The sequence below is a fragment of the Streptomyces sp. NPDC088910 genome, from assembly GCF_044749865.1.
Classification (GTDB): domain Bacteria; phylum Actinomycetota; class Actinomycetes; order Streptomycetales; family Streptomycetaceae; genus Actinacidiphila.
Window position 1 is genome coordinate 28,899 of record NZ_JBIVIV010000020.1, and the last position, 15,872, is coordinate 44,770.

Sequence of the window (15,872 nt, forward strand, 5' to 3'; positions counted from 1 at the left end):
CGGTCCGACCTCGCACCACTACGCGGCCGCGGGCCGACCGTCCGCCAACTGCTCGCCGATCGCCCGCAACCCGGTCAGATCGTGTACGTCACCGGGCAGCGCTGTCACGTCCACCATGGGCACCTCCGGGTGGACGGACACAAAGCGGTCGCGCGTGCGTCGTTCACGCGCCACCACCTGCATGCGTTCGGCATGGAGGCGCAGCAATCCGGCGGCCAGCCGTTCGGTACCGGCCGCGGTCGCTGTGCTGGACGTGCTCGCTGTGCTGCCCGTGCTCGCAGTGCTGGACGTGCCTGAGCCGCTGGCGCTCGAGCTGCCGGCGGTGCTTGCCTGACTGGCCGCGGAGGCCCGCTGGGAGTCAGCCTTCCCGGTCGGATGATCCACAATGCCGCCGTCCGCAAGATTTTCTTCCAGCGCCTCCTCCAGGGCCTCGGCGGCGGCCAGCGCCCGCTCCGCGGTGAGGTGCGCGGCGCCGCTGCCGTGGACGCGGTTGAGGACGAGACCGGCGAGCGGCATGTCCTCGGCCGCCAGGCGTTCCACGAAGTAGGCCGCCTCCCGAAGGGCGTCCCGCTCCGGGGCGGCGACCACCAGGAAGGCCGTGCCCGGCGCCTGGAGCAGCCGGTACGTGGCGTCGGCGCGGGTCCTGAAGCCGCCGAACATGGTGTCCATGGCGGCCACGAAGGTCTGCACGTCGCGCAGCAGCCCGGCGCCCATCACCTTGCTGAGGGTGCCGGTCATCATCGACATCCCGATGTTGAGGAATTTCACCCCGGCCCGGCCGCCGACCTTGGCCGGGGCCATCAGCAGCTTGATGAACTTGCCGTCGAGGAAGGAGCCGAGCCGCTTGGGCGCGTCCAGGAAGTCCAGCGCGCTGCGGCTCGGCGGGGTGTCGACGATGATCAGGTCCCAGGCGTCCTGGGCCCTGAGCTGGCCCAGCTTCTCCATCGCCATGTACTCCTGCGTGCCCGCGAAACCGGCCGACAGGGACTGGTAGAAGGGGTTCTCCAGGATCGCGCGGGCCCGCTCCTGATCGGAGTGCTGGACCACGACCTCGTCGAAGGTCCGCTTCATGTCCAGCATCATCGCGTGCAGCGAACCGCCGGCGGACCGATCGATTCCGGCCACCTCGCGCGGGGTGTTGTCCAGTTCGGTCAGGCCCATGGACTGGGCCAGCCGCCGCGCCGGGTCGATCGTGAGTACGACGGCCGTACGGCCGCGCTCGGCCGCGCGTACGCCCAGGGACGCGGCGGTCGTCGTCTTGCCGACACCGCCGGAACCGCAGCACACGATGATCCGCGTCTTGGGGTCGTCGAGCAGCGGGTCGATCTCCAGCACGGGGCTCTCCAGGCTCATGGGTCAGGCCTCGTCTCCGGTGTCGGTGTCTTCGTCCGGGTGAGCGGCGGATTTTCCGCGGGCGCCGTCCTTGGCGAAGGTGCCGCCGAAGCCCGGCACGGCCTGCTTGCGCAGGCTGTCGGCCAGCCGGTAGAGCCCGCCGAGGTCCACGCCCTCGCCGATCAGCTCCAACTCCCGTACGGGAAGGCCGAGTCCGCCGATCTCGGCGCGCTGCTCGCGCTCCAGGACCACCCGCTCGGCGTGCTCGTACGCCTGGGCGAGCAGCGGGTCGACCAGCCGCTCGGCGACCCCGCCGCGCCGGGCGCCGCCGAGCCCGGCCTGGGACAGCGCCTTGGCGACGGCCGTGCGCCGCTTGCCGACGCCGCCACCGCTGCCGCCCGCCGGGAGGTCGGTGACCTGGGCGAGGGCGGCGTCCTCCAGGAGGACGGGGCGCACCATGTTGACGATGACGGCGCCCACCGGCAGCCCGGCGGAGCGCAGGTCCGCGACGCCGTCCATCGTCTCCTGGACCGGCATCTCCTCCAGGAGCGTCACCAGGTGGACGGCGGTCTGCGGGGACTTCATCACGCGCATCACGGTCTGCGCCTGGTTGTGTATGGGGCCCATCCGGGCCAGCCCGGCGACCTCGTCGTTGACGTTGAGGAAGCGGGTGATCCGCCCGGTGGGCGGGGCGTCGAGCACCACCGCGTCGTACACCGGCCAGCCCGCCTTGTCCTTGCGGCGGACGGCCTCGCAGACCTTGCCGGTCAGCAGCACGTCCCGCAGCCCGGGGGCGACGGTGGTGGCGAAGTCGATCGCGCCGAGCTTCTTGAGCGCGCGCCCGGCGCGGCCGAGCTTGTAGAACATGTCCAGGTAGTCCAGCATCGCCAGCTCGGCGTCGATGGCCAGCGCGTGCACCTCGCCGCCGCCGGGTGCGGAAGCGATTTTCCGCTCCTGGTACGGCAGCGCCTCGGTCTCGAAGAGCTGGGCGATGCCCTGCCGCTCCTCCACCTCGGCCAGCAGCACACGCCGTCCCTCGGACGCGAGCGCGAGGGACAGCGCGGCGGCGACCGTGGTCTTTCCCGTGCCGCCCTTGCCCGTCACGATGTGGAGCCTGACGGCGGAAGACTGTTGAGGGCTCACCTTGCGAGCCTAACCACTGAAGGCACCACGTACTCGGGCGGCCGTGCGGTTGGGGTGACGGCGCGATGACCGCCGGGTGTCGATCCGGGGTGACGGCGCGATGACCGCCGGGTGTCGATCCGGGGCGGCGGCGCGGGGCCGAACGGGGGGCTCGGCAGTGGTCCGCGGGTGGTCCGCGTACGGTCCCCGCCGGTCGGGGAGCGCCGTGCCGGACGGCCGCCGGGGAGGCACTACAGTCGCCGTATGGCGAAGAAGTGGGAATACGCGACCGTGCCGCTGCTCGTGCACGCGACGAAGCAGATCCTCGACACGTGGGGCGAGGACGGCTGGGAACTGGTGCAGGTCGTGCCGGGGATGAGCCCCGAGCAGCTCGTGGCGTACTTCAAGCGGGAGAAGGCGGCGTGAGCGGCGCCGTCGACGCGCGGCTCGCGGAGCTGGGGCTGACGCTGCCGGACGTGGTCCCGCCGCTGGCGGCCTACCAGCCCGCGGTGATCTCCGGGCGGTACGTCTTCACCTCGGGGCAGCTCCCCATGGTCGAGGGCAAGCTCGCGCTGACCGGCAAGGTCGGCGCCGAGGTCACCGCCGACGAGGCGAAGGACCTGGCCCGCATCTGCGCGCTCAACGCGCTGGCCGCCGTCCGGTCGGTCATCGGTGACCTCGACCGGATCGCCCGTGTGGTCAAGGTCGTCGGCTTCGTCGCCTCCGCCCCCGACTTCACCGGCCAGCCCGGTGTGATCAACGGCGCCAGCGAGCTGCTCGGCGAGGTCCTCGGTGAGAAGGGCGTGCACGCGCGCAGCGCCGTCGGCGTGGCCGTCCTCCCGCTGGACGCCCCGGTCGAGGTCGAGGTCCAGGTCGAGCTGACGGACTGAGTCCGCCGGTCCGCCGCCCGCGGGGAGGTCCCTGCGGGCGGCGGCTCTCGAACGTCGCGGGGAGGTCCCTGCGGGCGGCGGCTCTCGAACATCGCGCCGGATGGACGTAGCATCCCGCCCATGACCAGGACCGACGGACAGATGTTCCCCGCCTCGTGGCCGGACCGCATCCGGGCGCTGACGAGCGGGGAACTGGTCCCCGTCACGCCGCGGCGGGCGGCGACCGTACTGCTGCTGCGGGACACCGACGCCGGCGGACCGGCCGTCCACATGCTGCGCAGACGCGCCTCCATGGCATTCGCCGGGGGCGCGTACGCGTATCCGGGCGGCGGCGTGGACCCGCGCGACGAGCGTCCCGTGGGGTGGGCCGGGCCGTCGCTGGAGGCGTGGGCGGCGGCGCTGGGGGCGAGCGAGGCGGTCGCGCAGGCCGTGGTGTGCGCGGCGGTGCGGGAGACCTTCGAGGAGTCGGGGGTGCTGCTCGCCGGGCCCGACCCGGAGACCGTCGTCGCCGACATCACCGGGGCGGACTGGGAGGCGGACCGGGCGGCGCTGGCCGCTCACCACCTGTCCTTCGCCGACTTCCTGGCCCGCCGCGAACTCGTCCTGCGCTCCGACCTGCTCGGCCCCTGGGCGCGCTGGATCACCCCGGAGTTCGAGGAGCGCCGCTACGACACCTGGTTCTTCCTCGCCACCCTCCCGGCCGGGCAGCGCACGCGGGACGTGTCGGGCGAGGCGGACCACACCGTGTGGCTGCCGCCCGCCGAGGCCGTCGCGGGCTACGACCGCGGCGAGCTGAGCATGCTGCCGCCGACCGTCACCACACTGCGCGACCTGCTGCCGTACGCCTCTGCCGCGGACGCGCTCACCGCTGCGGGTGACCGGGACCTCACCCCGGTCCTGGCCCGCGCCGCCCTCGACGAGCACGGCGACGTCGTCCTGACCTGGCCGGGACACGACGAGTTCACCCGCTTCATCCCGGGCACGGCGGGCCCGCTGCCGGACCGGGGCCAGGGCCGGGACCAGGACCGGGCTCAGGACGAGGGAGCGGGCCGATGACCGCCGCGAAGCCGCCCGGCGAGCCGCGGGCCACCATCGGCGGCCGGGCCACCGCCCGCGCCCTGTGCGTGCTGGCGCCCAACCCCTCGGCGATGACCCTGGACGGCACCAACACCTGGATCGTGGCAGAACCCGACTCACCGCTGGCCGTCGTCATCGACCCCGGCCCGCTGGACGAGGGCCACCTCGCCCACGTGGTGGAGGTCGCCGAGGGGTTGGGCAAGCGCGTCGCCCTCACCCTGCTCACCCACGGCCACCCCGACCACGCGGAGGGCGCGGCCCGCTTCGCCGAACTGACCGGCACCCGCGTACGGGCCCTGGACCCGGCGCTGCGGCTCGGCGACGAGGGCCTGGCCGCGGGCGACACCGTCACCACCGGCGGCCTGGAACTCCAGGTCGTCTCCACACCCGGCCACACCGCCGACTCGCTCTCCTTCCACCTCCCGGCCGACGGCGCCGTCCTGACCGGCGACACCGTGCTGGGCCGCGGCACCACCGTGGTCGCGCACCCCGACGGGCGGCTCGGCGACTACCTGGACTCGCTGCGGCGGCTCCAGGCCCTGACGGTCGACGGCGGGGTGGACACCGTGCTGCCCGGGCACGGCCCCGTGCTCACCGACGCCCGCGGCGCCGTCGAGTACTACCTCGCCCACCGCGCGCACCGGCTCGCCCAGGTCGAGACCGCCGTCGAGTCGGGGCTGCTCACCGCCGCCGACGTCGTCTCCCACGTCTACGCCGACGTCGACCGCTCCCTGTGGCCCGCCGCCGAGCTCTCCGTCCAGGCCCAGCTGGCCTACCTACGCGAACACGGACTCATCGATCTGCCATGACACCCACCCCTCCCGCGTCACCCGCCGCCCCTTCGCCCGGACCCGCCTTCGAGCCCTGGTCGCCCTCCTTCGTCGCCGACCCCTACCCGGCCTACGAGGCCCTGCGCGCGGCCGGCCGCGCGCACTGGTTCGAGCCGACCAGGCAGTGGCTCATCCCGCACTACGACGACGTCAACGCCCTGCTGCGCGACCGCCGTCTGGGCCGCACCTACCTGCACCGCTTCACCCACGAGGAGTTCGGCCGCCAGGCACCGCCCGCCGAGCACGAGCCGTTCACCACGCTCAACGGCAACGGGATGCTGGACCTCGAAGCCCCCGCGCACTCCCGCATCCGCCGCCTGGTCGCCAAGGCCTTCACCCCGCGCACGGTGGAGAATCTGGCCCCCACCGTGGAGCGCCTGGCCGCCGGACTCATCACCTCCCTGCACGCCGACGGCGGCGGCGACCTGCTCTCCCGGGTCGCCGAGCCGCTGCCGGTCGCGGTCATCGCCGAGATGCTGGGCATCCCGGCCGCCGACCGCTGTCTGCTGCGGCCCTGGTCGGCGGCGATCACCGGGATGTTCGAGCTGAACCCCACCGAGGAGAGCGCCCGCCGCGCGGTCACCGCCAGCGAGGAGTTCTCCGCGTATCTGCACGAACTCATCGCCGCCCGGCGCGCCGACCCCGGCGAGGACCTGATCAGCGCGCTGATCGCGGCACGCGAGGACGGGGACGTGCTCAGCGAGCAGGAGATGATCTCCACCATCGTGCTGCTGCTGAACGCGGGCCACGAGGCCACGGTCAACACCACCACCATCGGCTGGCTCACCCTCTTCCACCACCCCGACCAGCTCCAACTCCTCTACGACGCCCCCGACCGGCTGCGGGACGGCGTGGACGAGATGCTGCGCTACGACACTCCCTTGCAGATGTTCGAACGCTGGGTGCTGGACGACATCGAGGTCGGCGGCACGGTCATCCCGCGCGGCTCCGAGGTCGCCCTGCTCTTCGGCTCCGCCAACCGCGACCCGGCCCGCTTCACCGACCCCGACCGCTTCGACGTCACCCGCCCCGCCGCCGACAACCGGCATGTCAGCTTCGGCGCGGGCATCCACTACTGCCTCGGCGCCCCGCTGGCCCGTCTCGAACTCGGCGCGTCCTTCGGCACCTTCCTGCGCCAGGCGCCCGGCCTGCGGCTGGTCGCCGAGCCCGCCTGGAGCCCCGGCTATGTGATCCGCGGACCGGAGGAGCTGCTGGTCACCTGGTGACGGCGCGGGATCGCGCGCAGGGCCGTGGGGCGGACGGGCGGACGGGCGGACGGGCGGACGGGCGGACGGGCGGAGGACCGTACGGGCAGCCGCGCGCGGGACCGTACGGCGGGCCCGCGCGCACGGCCCCCTGCGCGGATCGCCGCGGGTCAGCCGGTGACGAGGTCGCGGCGGCGCAGCCCGGCCAGGCCGGCCGCGAGGGTCCCGGCGGCCACGAGTATCAGCCAGGCGTACGGCGTCGCGGTGATATCGCCGCCGGGCAGCTTCGGCACGTGGGTGAACGGCGACAGGTCGAGCAGCGGCTGCGGCAGCCGCAGCACCGGGCCGAGCTGGCCCATCATCACGAAGAGCCCGAGCAGGCCCCAGGCGGCCGTGGACGCCCTCGGCAGCAGGCCGAACAGCAGGGTGCCGAGCCCGATCAGCACCCACACGGCGGGCGCCTGCGCGACGGCCGCCCCGATCAGCCGGGGGACCTGCCCGCCGATGTCGTCGATGGCGCCGCCGTAGGCCAGGCCCATCAGTAGGCCGCCGGTGGCCAGCACGACGACCGTCCCGAGCAGCGCGTGGACGATGTGGCTCGCGGCCCAGCGCACCCTGCCGACCGACTGGGCGAGCACAGCCTCCGCGCCCTGCCCGGTCTCCTCGGTGCGCAGCCGCAGCACGCTCTGCACGGCGAAGACGGCGGCCATGATGCCGAGCAGGCCCATCGCGGTCGACAGGAACGCGTCGGTCAGGCCCTGGTGGCCGCCCATCCGCTGGAAGATGTCGTCCACCTGGCCGTTGCCGCCGATCAGGTCCCCGACGGAGTCGGTGACCGAGCCGTAGACCCCGCCCGCGACCGCCAGGCCCGCGGCCCACGCGTACAGGGTGCCGCGCTGCAACCGCCAGGCCAGGGCGAGGGGTCCGTTCAGCGAGCGGGCCGCCCGCGCGGGTCCCGGACGGGCGGGCAGCAGACCGGCCCCGGTGTCCCGGCGGGCGACCAGCGCGTACGCGGCGCCGCAGGTCAGTGCGGCGAAGGCGGCGGCGGGCAGCAGCACCCACCACGCCTCGTCGGCGTACGGATGGAGGTGTTCGAGCCAGCCCAGCGGCGAGATCCACACCAGGGGCGAGGAGGAGTCGGTGGTCGCGGCGTCCCCGGCGGCGCGCAGCAGGAAGGCGCCGCCGAGCACGGCTCCCGCGACACCCTTGGCGAGCCGCGCGGTCTCGGTGACCTGGGCGGTCACCGCGGCGACCCCGGCGAACATCATGCCGCCGACCGCGAGGGCGAGGGCGAGCGCGACCGAGCCCGTCAGGCTCTGGCCGAGCACGGTCATGCCGCACAGCACGACCAGGGCGATGGCGACGTCGGCGGTCGCGGCGGCCGACAGGGCGGCGGTGAGCGGGGCCCGGCGGTCGACCATGGTCGCGCCGAGCATGTCCTGGCGGCCGGTCTCCTCTTCCTCACGGGTGTGCCGGACGACGATCAGCATGCTCATCAGCCCGGTGAGGGACGCGCCGAGCACGCCCATCCGCCAGCCGGTGAGCGCGCCGATCGTGTCCCAGTCGTAGATGGGTCCGAAGAGCGCGCGCAGCGGCGCGCTGGCGTTGGTGCTGCGCGCGAGGTCCGCGCGTTCGGCCTGGTCGCCGTAGAGCGTGCGGAAGGAGGCGGCGGTGCCGATGACGGACGCGGCCAGCACGTACAGCCAGGCCGGGATCATCAGCCGGTCGCGGCGCAGGGCCAGTTGGGTGAGGGCGCCGGTGCCCGCGAAGCCGCTCATCGGGGCGTCGCCTTACGCGGACCGGTCGCGGACGGCGTACCGGATGCGGTCGTCCCGTCGGGTCCGGACGGCGTACCGGATGCGGTCGTCCCGTCGGGTCCGGACGGCGTACCGGATGCGGACGTACCGGTCGCGGACGGCCCGTCGGGTCCGGACGGCGTACCGGCCCGGCCCTCGGCAGCCGACGCGTGACCGTCGGCGTCCGGGTCCTCGTAGTGCCTGCGGAACAGCTCCTCCAGGGTGGGCGGGCGGCTGGTGAGGCTGCGGACGCCGGTGTCGGCGAGGGCGCGCAGCAGGGCGTCGAGCTTGTCGGTGTCGGCCTGGAGGGTGACGTGGTGCCCGCTGACGTCCACGTCGTGCACGCCGGGCAGTTCGTCGAGGCCGCGCGGTGGGGCGGCCAGTTCCGCGGTGACGCTGGTGCGGGTCAGATGGCGCAGCTCGCCGAGGGCGCCGGTCTCCACGGTGCGGCCCTGGCGGATGATGCTGACCCGGTCGCAGAGCGCCTCGACCTCGCTGAGGATGTGGCTGGACAGCAGCACGGTCGCCCCGCGGTCCCTGGCCTGCTCCACGCAGCCCTGGAAGACCTCTTCCATCAGCGGGTCGAGTCCCGAGGTCGGCTCGTCCAGGATCAGCAGGTCGGCGTCCGAGGCGAAGGCGGCGACCAGGGCGACCTTCTGCCGGTTGCCCTTCGAATACGCGCCGCCCTTCTTCGTCGGATCCAGCTCGAACCGGTCGAGCAGTTCCTGTTTCCGGCTCGCGGCACCGCCGTCGGCCCGCTCGCCGGTCTCCCCGCGCCCGCGCCCGCGCCACCGGCCGCGCACAGCGCCTCCGCCGCCTCCGCCGCGCAGTCTGCCGAAGAGGTCGATGATCTCGCCGCCGCTGAGATTGGGCCACAGCGTGACATCGCCCGGCACGTAGGCGATCCGCCGGTGCAGGGCCACCGCGTCCCGCCACGGGTCGCCGCCGAGCAGCCGGGCCTCGCCGCCGTCGGCTCTGATCAGGCCGAGCAGGACGCGGATCGTGGTGGACTTCCCCGCCCCGTTGGGACCCAGGAAGCCGTGCACCTCGCCGGTGCGGACGGACAGGTCGAGTCCGTCGAGTGCGTGTGTGCGGCCGAAGGTCTTGCGGAGCCCGGCCACCATGATTGCGTCCGTCATGCTTGTGAAGCTACAGTACATTCAGAAATTTGTGAAGATGACGAAGCGGATAAACTTCACTCAGCGTGACTTGGGCGGATCGGACGAGGGAGGCGGCGGCCATGGCGGACCCGCGGGACGAGGAGAGACCTGCGGAGGTGCTGACCTTCATCGAGCGCTTCGCCGCCGAGATGGTCGAGGCCGGAATGCAGCGGATGGCAGCCCGGGTCTTCTCCGCGCTGCTCGTTTCCGAGAACGGCGCGCTCAGCTCCGCCGAGTTGAGCGAAAGGCTCCAGGTCAGCCCGGCCGCGGTCTCCGGCGCCGTGCGCTACCTCGCCCAGGTCGGCATGGTGCACCGCGAGCGCGACCCCGGCTCGCGCCGCGAGCTGTACCGGGTGCACCGCGACCAGTGGTACGAGACGTTCACCAGCCGCAGCGGCGTCCTCGCCCGCTGGGAGAACACCTTGCGCACCGGAATAGACACCGTCGGCGAGGAGACGGACGCGGGTCAGCGGCTCGCCGAGACCGCCGCCTTCTTCGACTTCCTGCAAAGGGAGCTCGGCGCGATGATGGACCGCTGGCGGGAGCACAAGGCCACGATGTGACGCGCGGCCCGCTGAAACGCTCCTGCCGCCCTCAGCGCGGCACCGTCAGCCGCCACGCCGACCGCTCCACCGTCCACGTACGGCTGCGCACCGGCCCGGTGACGGCGGAGTCCGCGCGGTAGCGGAAGTCCCGGCCCGAGACGGTGATGGTCCGCGCCCGCGCGCGTACGTGCTCCGCGCCCTCCGTACGACGGACGAAGACCTCCGCCACGCCCGACGGCGAGGTGCGGACCGAGATCTCCTGCACCGGCTGGTCCAGATCGGCCAGCAGCACCCCGTCGGCCTCCACGCGCAGCCGTTGCCGCGGCTGCTGACCGTTGACCGGGATCGGCGCGGTGAGGGTGCGGACCAGGGAGCGGGCGGTCTTTTCGACCGGCGTCCACCAGTGCGCGGCGGTCTGCGAGACCGGGGTGCCGCACGGGATGCTCAGCGTGCCGAGCACGATCCCGCCGCTCTCGTCGACCAGCAGGTCGAGCTCCCGCTCGACGCCGTCGAGCACCGCCCGCGCCGCCGCCAGCACCTGGCCCGGCACCCCGAGGCCGCGGGCCAGCGCGGACCGCGGCCCGATCGGCACCAGCGCGACCGGCGCCTCCCCGAGCGTGCGGTCGCGGTGCAGCGCGCGCACCATCCGCAGCAGCGCCGCGTCGTCGCCGAGCACCACAGGGTGACGGCGACCGCGGTGCGCCAGCGCGCGCTCCGCCTCCTCCGCGGAATCCGGGACGCAAACTTTTACGGAGTACGCGCCCGCGCACAGGACATCTTTGGCGATCCGCACGGATTCGCCGTCGACCGCGCGTGCCGCGGGGTCGATGACCAGGAGCAGGGGGTGCCCCCGGTCGGAGTCCGGGGGAGGATGCCCAGGAGACACGGCCGACACCTTGGTCCTTCCTCAGGTAAAATCTCGGTGCAAGAGCCCCTTGCGCCTTTGCGTCAGGGGCTTCGTCTATTCCGGGGCAGGTTCGACGGCTCTCTGCACGTTGGACATGCCCCGCCCGGAAGGGGTGTACGCCTGTGCCCGCACTTGTGCTGCTCGGTGCTCAGTGGGGTGACGAGGGCAAGGGGAAGGCCACCGACCTGCTCGGTGGCTCCGTGGACTATGTGGTGCGATACCAGGGCGGCAACAACGCCGGCCACACGGTCGTCGTCGGCGACCAGAAGTACGCACTGCATCTCCTCCCCTCCGGAATCCTGTCACCGGGGTGCACCCCGGTCATTGGGAACGGTGTCGTCGTCGACCCGGCGGTCCTGCTCTCCGAGCTGAGCGGGCTGAACGAGCGCGGTGTCGACACGTCCAAGCTCCTGATCAGCGGTAACGCGCACCTGATCACGCCGTATCACCAGACCATCGACAAGGTGACGGAGCGGTTCCTCGGCAACCGCAAGATCGGCACCACCGGGCGCGGCATCGGCCCGGCCTACGCCGACAAGATCAACCGGGTGGGCATCCGCATCCAGGACCTGTTCGACGAATCGATCCTCCAGCAGAAGGTCGACGCGGCGCTCAGCGAGAAGAACCAGGTGCTGGTCAAGCTCTTCAACCGGCGCGCGATCAGCACCGACCAGGTCGTCGAGGAGTACCTCGGCTACGCGGAGCAGATCAGGAGCTACGTCGCCGACACGACCCTGATCCTCAACAACGCGCTCGACGAGGGCAAGGTCGTCCTGATGGAGGGCGGCCAGGGCACGCTCCTCGACGTCGACCACGGCACGTACCCCTTCGTCACGTCGTCCAACCCGACGTCCGGCGGCGCCTGCACCGGCAGCGGTATCGGCCCCACGAAGATCAGCCGGGTGATCGGCATCCTCAAGGCCTACACCACGCGTGTGGGCTCCGGGCCGTTCCCCACCGAGCTGTTCGACGCGGACGGCGAGCGACTGCGCACCGTGGGCCACGAGTTCGGCGTCACCACCGGGCGCAACCGGCGCTGCGGCTGGTTCGACGCGGTCATCGCCCGTTACGCGACCCGGGTCAACGGCCTCACCGACTTCTTCCTCACCAAGCTGGACATCCTCACCGGCTGGGAGCAGATCCCGGTCTGCGTCGCGTACGAGATCGACGGCCGCCGGGTCGAGGAACTGCCCTACAGCCAGTCCGACTTCCACCACGCCAAGCCGGTCTACGAGTACCTGCCCGGCTGGACGGAGGACATCAGCAAGGCCAAGTCGCTCTCCGACCTGCCGAAGAACGCGCAGGCGTACGTGAAGGCGCTGGAGGAGATGTCGGGCGCGCCGATCTCCGCGATCGGCGTCGGCCCCGGCCGTACCGAGACGATCGAGATCAACTCGTTCCTCTAGAACGGTCCCAGGTCCCAGGCCCAAGCCGAGGCAGTCCAAGTCGCGGCCCAGGCCCAGGCCCAGGCCCCGGTTCCGGTTCCACAGGTAAGCCCCGCCCACCCAGGTGAGCGGGGCTTACCTGTGTCCGTACGCGGTCACTGGTCGACCTTGGTGTACGTCAGCGGCGCCTTGCTCGTGTCGAGGTTGTCGCGGCGCAGATGGGTGTCGTCCACCAGGGTGAGCGTGGTGCCGTCGCCGGGGCTGCACGAGGACGCGGGCGTCCCCGTCACCACCTGCGACGGGCTCAACTCGACCGGCGGGCCCACCGAGACGACGTGCATCGACCAGAAGCAGGCGTAGGAGGCGCTGTCGCCCGACAGTTCCACGGAGCCGTCCGCCTTCACCGTCAGCGTCCGGGTGTTGTCGCCCGCGTCGTCACTGGTGAAGGAGGTCCGCCAGGTGCCGACCATGCCGCTGGGCACCGCCGCGTTCGCGGGGTCCGCCTGGCCCGGCGACGTCCGCGCGGGACCCGAGACCGGCGGGGACGTCGGACCGGTGGGTGTGCTCACACCGGGGTCCGGATCGGCCGTGTTCTTCGTGCCCCCCTGGCCCGCGATGTACGCCGTCACGCCGCCCGCGACGACCACCAGGGCGACGATCGCCGCGATCAGCGGCCCGCGCCGCGTCTTGCGCGGCCCGCCCGCGTCCGGCCCTGCCGCCTGCGGTTGCGTGTACGTCGGCGGGGGCGGCGTCGGACCGGCCGGTGCCGCACCGGCCGGGGGCGCGTACGAGCCGTAGGTCGGTGAGTACGCGGTCGGCGGCGGTTGCCTGACCGGGGTCGCGCCGTCGGTGCGCGCGCCGGTGCCCGAGAGGTGGCCGGGGTCCGCCCGTGTCGGCGTGGGGGCGCCCGGTCCGCCCGCGGCCACGACCCCCACGTCCAGCTCCGTGGGCGTGGGGGACTCCGCCGCCGCCTCCACCTCCAGCAGCCGCACCGCGTGCCGGCCGAGCTGCGCCACGATCGCGCCGGACAGCCACGGCTCGGCGGTCGAGTCCTGCGCCGCGCTGTCGTCGCTCCCGCCGTCCGCCTCGCCCAGCCGCTCCAGCACCCGCGCCAGCGAGGGCCGCTCCTCGGGCTCCTTCACCAGGCAGGCGGCCACCAACTCGCGCAGCCCGTCGGGCACTTCGTCCAGGTCGGGCGGCTCCTGCACGATCCGGAACATCTGGGCGTGCACACCGCTGGCCGCCGCGCCGAACGGCTGGAGACCGGTCGACGCGTAGGCCAGCACCGAGCCGAGGCAGAAGATGTCGCAGGCGGGCGTCACCCGGTCGCCGCGCACCTGCTCGGGCGACATGAAACCGGGGGAGCCCACCATGGCGCCGGTATAGGTGAGGGAGCCGCCGTCGACGACCGTCTCCAGGGCGCGCGCGATCCCGAAGTCGATCACTCGCGGACCGTCGATGGTGATCATCACGTTCGAGGGTTTGAGATCGCGGTGCACCAGACCGGCGGCGTGGATGTCGCGCAGCGCGTGCGCGAGCCCGGAGGCGAGCACCCGCACCGAACGCTCCGGCAGCGGACCGTACTCCTTGACCACCTGGCTGAGCGAGGGCCCCGCCACATAACCGGTCGCCACCCACGGGACCTCGGCCTCGGTGTCGGCGTCCAGCACCGGCGCGGTCCACTTCCCGCCCACCCGGCGCGCGGCCTGCACCTCACGGCGGAAACGGGTGCGGAACTCCTCCTGGGACGCCAATTCGTCGCGGACCAGCTTCACAGCCACCGTGCGCCCGCGCTCGGAACGCGCCAGGTAGACGATGCCCATCCCGCCCACCCCGAGCCTGCCCAGGAGGCGGTACGCGCCGATCGACCGCGGATCGCCGGACCTCAGCTCGTCCATCGTCGCTCTTCCCCGTCCCGCTCCGCACTGTGCGGCTCCGTCCCGGCACCGCGCCGCCGCCCACCCGTACGGCGAAGAATAAGCGTATGAACGCCAGGGGGTCAGAGGTGTTCCCCGTTCCGCTCGCCGCGCATACGCGTACGGGCTTCGCATATCGTGTGCGGCAGTCACCCGCGCGTACGAACGTACGAATCACCGGAGTACGTGGGCGCGCGCGACGCACAAGGACGACGAAGGAGACGGCATGCCGGACGGCGGCGTATCGCCTGTGCGGCGCAGCAGTCTGCGCCAGCAGATCGCCGACGCCCTGCGCGACGAGGTGCTGACCGGACGGCTCCAGGCCGGCCGCCACTTCACCGTCAAGGAGATCGCCGAGCTGTACGGCGTCTCCGCGACCCCCGTCCGCGAGGCCCTGGTCGACCTCGCGGCACAGGGACTGCTCGAAGTCGAGCAGCACCGCGGCTTCCAGGTCCGCCGTTTCACCGCGCAGGACTTCCGCACCCTCACCGAAGCGCGGCTCTTCGTCGTCGAGGCGTCCTTCCGGCGGATGGCCGAGGTCGGCATGGGCGACGTGCCGCCCGACGCCATCGCGTCCGTACGGCGCCGCGCCGAAGCCGCCGCCCGCGCCGCCCGCTCCGGTGTCCTCGACATCCTCATCGGCTGCGACCTGCGCTTCTGGCGCGAGTTGACCGCCCTCGGCGGCAACCCGCACATCTGCGAATTCCTCGACCGCATGCGCACCCAGACCTGGATCTACGCCGTCCCCCACCTGCGCGCCCTGCACGACACCGCCGGGGTCTGCTGGTCCGACCACGTCGCCCTCGTGGACGCCGTCGCCGCCCGCGACACCGCGACCGCCCGGCAGCTCACCCTGGAGCACAGCGACCACACCAGCGCCCTCATCGAAAAGCTCGTCCCCGCCCGGCCATGACGCGACCGGCGCGGGCGTTTTAGGCTGTACGCCCCCGACCGGATGGAGTGTTCGTGGCCTGCGACTTGTGGCTGGTGCCCCTCGTGGACGTGCTCTGCCACAGCCCGGAAAACCCCTTCTCCGAGGAACTCGCCCGATACGACAAGGCGTTGAACGACGCCGGACAGCCGCCCGTCCCCGTCTACAACTACATGCCGGGGCTGTCGGGCGACGTCGGCCCGATCGCGTGCTTCGACTACGACGCCCTGCACTTCCTGCGCCGCGCCTATCTGCTCAGCCTCCAGGGGCTCGAGGTCACCCCGGTCGACGCCCTCGGCGGCGACTACGAACAGCTCCTGGAGATGTTCGAGGCCACCGCCCAGCGGTCGCACCTGGTCTGGCACTACGACCACGCGGGCGCGTACGTCCCCCTCGACTTCCCCCAGCCCGTCGTCAACGACGAACTCCTCGAAGGCGGCGGCCCCCTCGGCTCCAGTCACGGGCTGCTGCGCGAACTCGAATTCGTGGCCCCCGTCATCGGCATCGACCCCGCCAACCCGCCGCTGCCGCCCGCGCCGCCCGAACACCACACCACTCTTGAGGAGCCGGCCGTCTCACCGGTCGTGGGCAACGGGCCGTTCGCGCGGGAACACCACGTGTGGCTCGGCCTGCACGCGGCGGCGACGCGGAGCCTGGGCCAGGGCTCGATGATCGTCTTCAGCTAATCGCACCGGGCTCCTTAGCGAGCCGCACCGGGCTCCTTGGTGAGCCGCACCGCGCTGCCTGGCGAGCCGCACCCGGCCACCCCGGCCACT

15 protein-coding genes are annotated in these 15,872 nt (G+C 72.8%); 9 read left to right on the forward strand and 6 right to left on the reverse strand.

The genetic code is table 11. The features are described from left to right. Window positions 1–18: 18 nt before the first annotated feature. Together ACIP4Z_RS33680 and ACIP4Z_RS33685 are read right to left on the reverse strand one after the other, a co-directional pair. On the reverse strand, window positions 19–1,353 hold the full coding sequence (locus ACIP4Z_RS33680; protein WP_391042638.1) for an ArsA-related P-loop ATPase: 1,335 nt from the start codon (window positions 1,351–1,353) through the stop codon (window positions 19–21). 3 nt (window positions 1,354–1,356) lie between these two features. Next, complete coding sequence (locus ACIP4Z_RS33685) at window positions 1,357–2,475, reverse strand: ArsA-related P-loop ATPase (protein WP_355336106.1); 1,119 nt, start codon at window positions 2,473–2,475, stop codon at window positions 1,357–1,359. A 243-nt stretch (window positions 2,476–2,718) separates the two neighbouring features. Between ACIP4Z_RS33685 and ACIP4Z_RS33690 the strand changes: the two genes are divergently transcribed. From ACIP4Z_RS33690 to ACIP4Z_RS33710, 5 genes are all read left to right on the forward strand, one after another. Continuing rightward, window positions 2,719–2,880 carry a DUF4177 domain-containing protein gene (locus ACIP4Z_RS33690; RefSeq protein WP_188284144.1) on the forward strand — a complete coding sequence of 54 codons (162 nt, stop codon included), beginning with the start codon at window positions 2,719–2,721 and terminating at the stop codon, window positions 2,878–2,880. After that, window positions 2,877–3,344 carry a RidA family protein gene (locus tag ACIP4Z_RS33695; protein ID WP_355336109.1) on the forward strand — a complete coding sequence of 156 codons (468 nt, stop codon included), beginning with the start codon at window positions 2,877–2,879 and terminating at the stop codon, window positions 3,342–3,344. The genes ACIP4Z_RS33690 and ACIP4Z_RS33695 overlap by 4 nt, the downstream gene beginning before the upstream one ends. A gap of 120 nt (window positions 3,345–3,464) precedes the next feature. Next, window positions 3,465–4,400 (forward strand): NUDIX hydrolase, encoded by a 936-nt coding sequence (locus ACIP4Z_RS33700; RefSeq protein ID WP_401314266.1) that lies wholly within the window; start codon window positions 3,465–3,467, stop codon window positions 4,398–4,400. Continuing rightward, on the forward strand, window positions 4,397–5,230 hold the full coding sequence (locus ACIP4Z_RS33705) for an MBL fold metallo-hydrolase (RefSeq protein WP_401314268.1): 834 nt from the start codon (window positions 4,397–4,399) through the stop codon (window positions 5,228–5,230). Before ACIP4Z_RS33700 ends, ACIP4Z_RS33705 begins: the two co-directional genes overlap by 4 nt. Beyond that, a complete protein-coding gene (locus ACIP4Z_RS33710) occupies window positions 5,227–6,477 on the forward strand; it encodes a cytochrome P450 (protein WP_401314270.1) in 1,251 nt (416 codons plus the stop codon). The genes ACIP4Z_RS33705 and ACIP4Z_RS33710 overlap by 4 nt, the downstream gene beginning before the upstream one ends. A gap of 149 nt (window positions 6,478–6,626) precedes the next feature. Here ACIP4Z_RS33710 and ACIP4Z_RS33715 read toward each other — a convergent pair whose 3' ends face one another. Then, a complete protein-coding gene (locus ACIP4Z_RS33715) occupies window positions 6,627–8,234 on the reverse strand; it encodes an ABC transporter permease (RefSeq protein WP_401314272.1) in 1,608 nt (535 codons plus the stop codon). Beyond that, on the reverse strand, window positions 8,231–9,391 hold the full coding sequence (locus ACIP4Z_RS33720) for an ATP-binding cassette domain-containing protein (RefSeq protein ID WP_401314274.1): 1,161 nt from the start codon (window positions 9,389–9,391) through the stop codon (window positions 8,231–8,233). The genes ACIP4Z_RS33715 and ACIP4Z_RS33720 overlap by 4 nt, the downstream gene beginning before the upstream one ends. A gap of 101 nt (window positions 9,392–9,492) precedes the next feature. On the opposite strand from ACIP4Z_RS33720, the gene ACIP4Z_RS33725 reads away from it, so the two are divergent. Further along, entirely contained in the window at window positions 9,493–9,975 is a 483-nt protein-coding gene (locus ACIP4Z_RS33725; protein ID WP_401314276.1) for a GbsR/MarR family transcriptional regulator, read from the forward strand. A gap of 31 nt (window positions 9,976–10,006) precedes the next feature. On the opposite strand, the gene ACIP4Z_RS33730 is transcribed toward ACIP4Z_RS33725, so the two are convergent. Further along, window positions 10,007–10,843, reverse strand: a complete 837-nt coding sequence (locus ACIP4Z_RS33730; protein ID WP_401314278.1) for a diacylglycerol kinase family protein — start codon at window positions 10,841–10,843, stop codon at window positions 10,007–10,009. A 143-nt stretch (window positions 10,844–10,986) separates the two neighbouring features. Between ACIP4Z_RS33730 and ACIP4Z_RS33735 the strand changes: the two genes are divergently transcribed. Further along, window positions 10,987–12,270 (forward strand): adenylosuccinate synthase, encoded by a 1,284-nt coding sequence (locus tag ACIP4Z_RS33735; RefSeq protein WP_391130413.1) that lies wholly within the window; start codon window positions 10,987–10,989, stop codon window positions 12,268–12,270. A 134-nt stretch (window positions 12,271–12,404) separates the two neighbouring features. On the opposite strand, the gene ACIP4Z_RS33740 is transcribed toward ACIP4Z_RS33735, so the two are convergent. Continuing rightward, the gene (locus ACIP4Z_RS33740; RefSeq protein ID WP_401314280.1) at window positions 12,405–14,147 is read right to left on the reverse strand and encodes a protein kinase; all 1,743 of its coding nucleotides are present in this window, start codon (window positions 14,145–14,147) and stop codon (window positions 12,405–12,407) included. Between the two features lie 244 nt (window positions 14,148–14,391). On the opposite strand from ACIP4Z_RS33740, the gene ACIP4Z_RS33745 reads away from it, so the two are divergent. Both ACIP4Z_RS33745 and ACIP4Z_RS33750 read left to right on the forward strand, forming a co-directional pair. Next, the gene (locus ACIP4Z_RS33745) at window positions 14,392–15,078 is read left to right on the forward strand and encodes a GntR family transcriptional regulator (RefSeq protein WP_401314282.1); all 687 of its coding nucleotides are present in this window, start codon (window positions 14,392–14,394) and stop codon (window positions 15,076–15,078) included. Window positions 15,079–15,131: 53 nt separating this feature from the next. Next, complete coding sequence (locus ACIP4Z_RS33750; protein ID WP_188284155.1) at window positions 15,132–15,782, forward strand: hypothetical protein; 651 nt, start codon at window positions 15,132–15,134, stop codon at window positions 15,780–15,782. Window positions 15,783–15,872 lie beyond the last annotated feature (90 nt).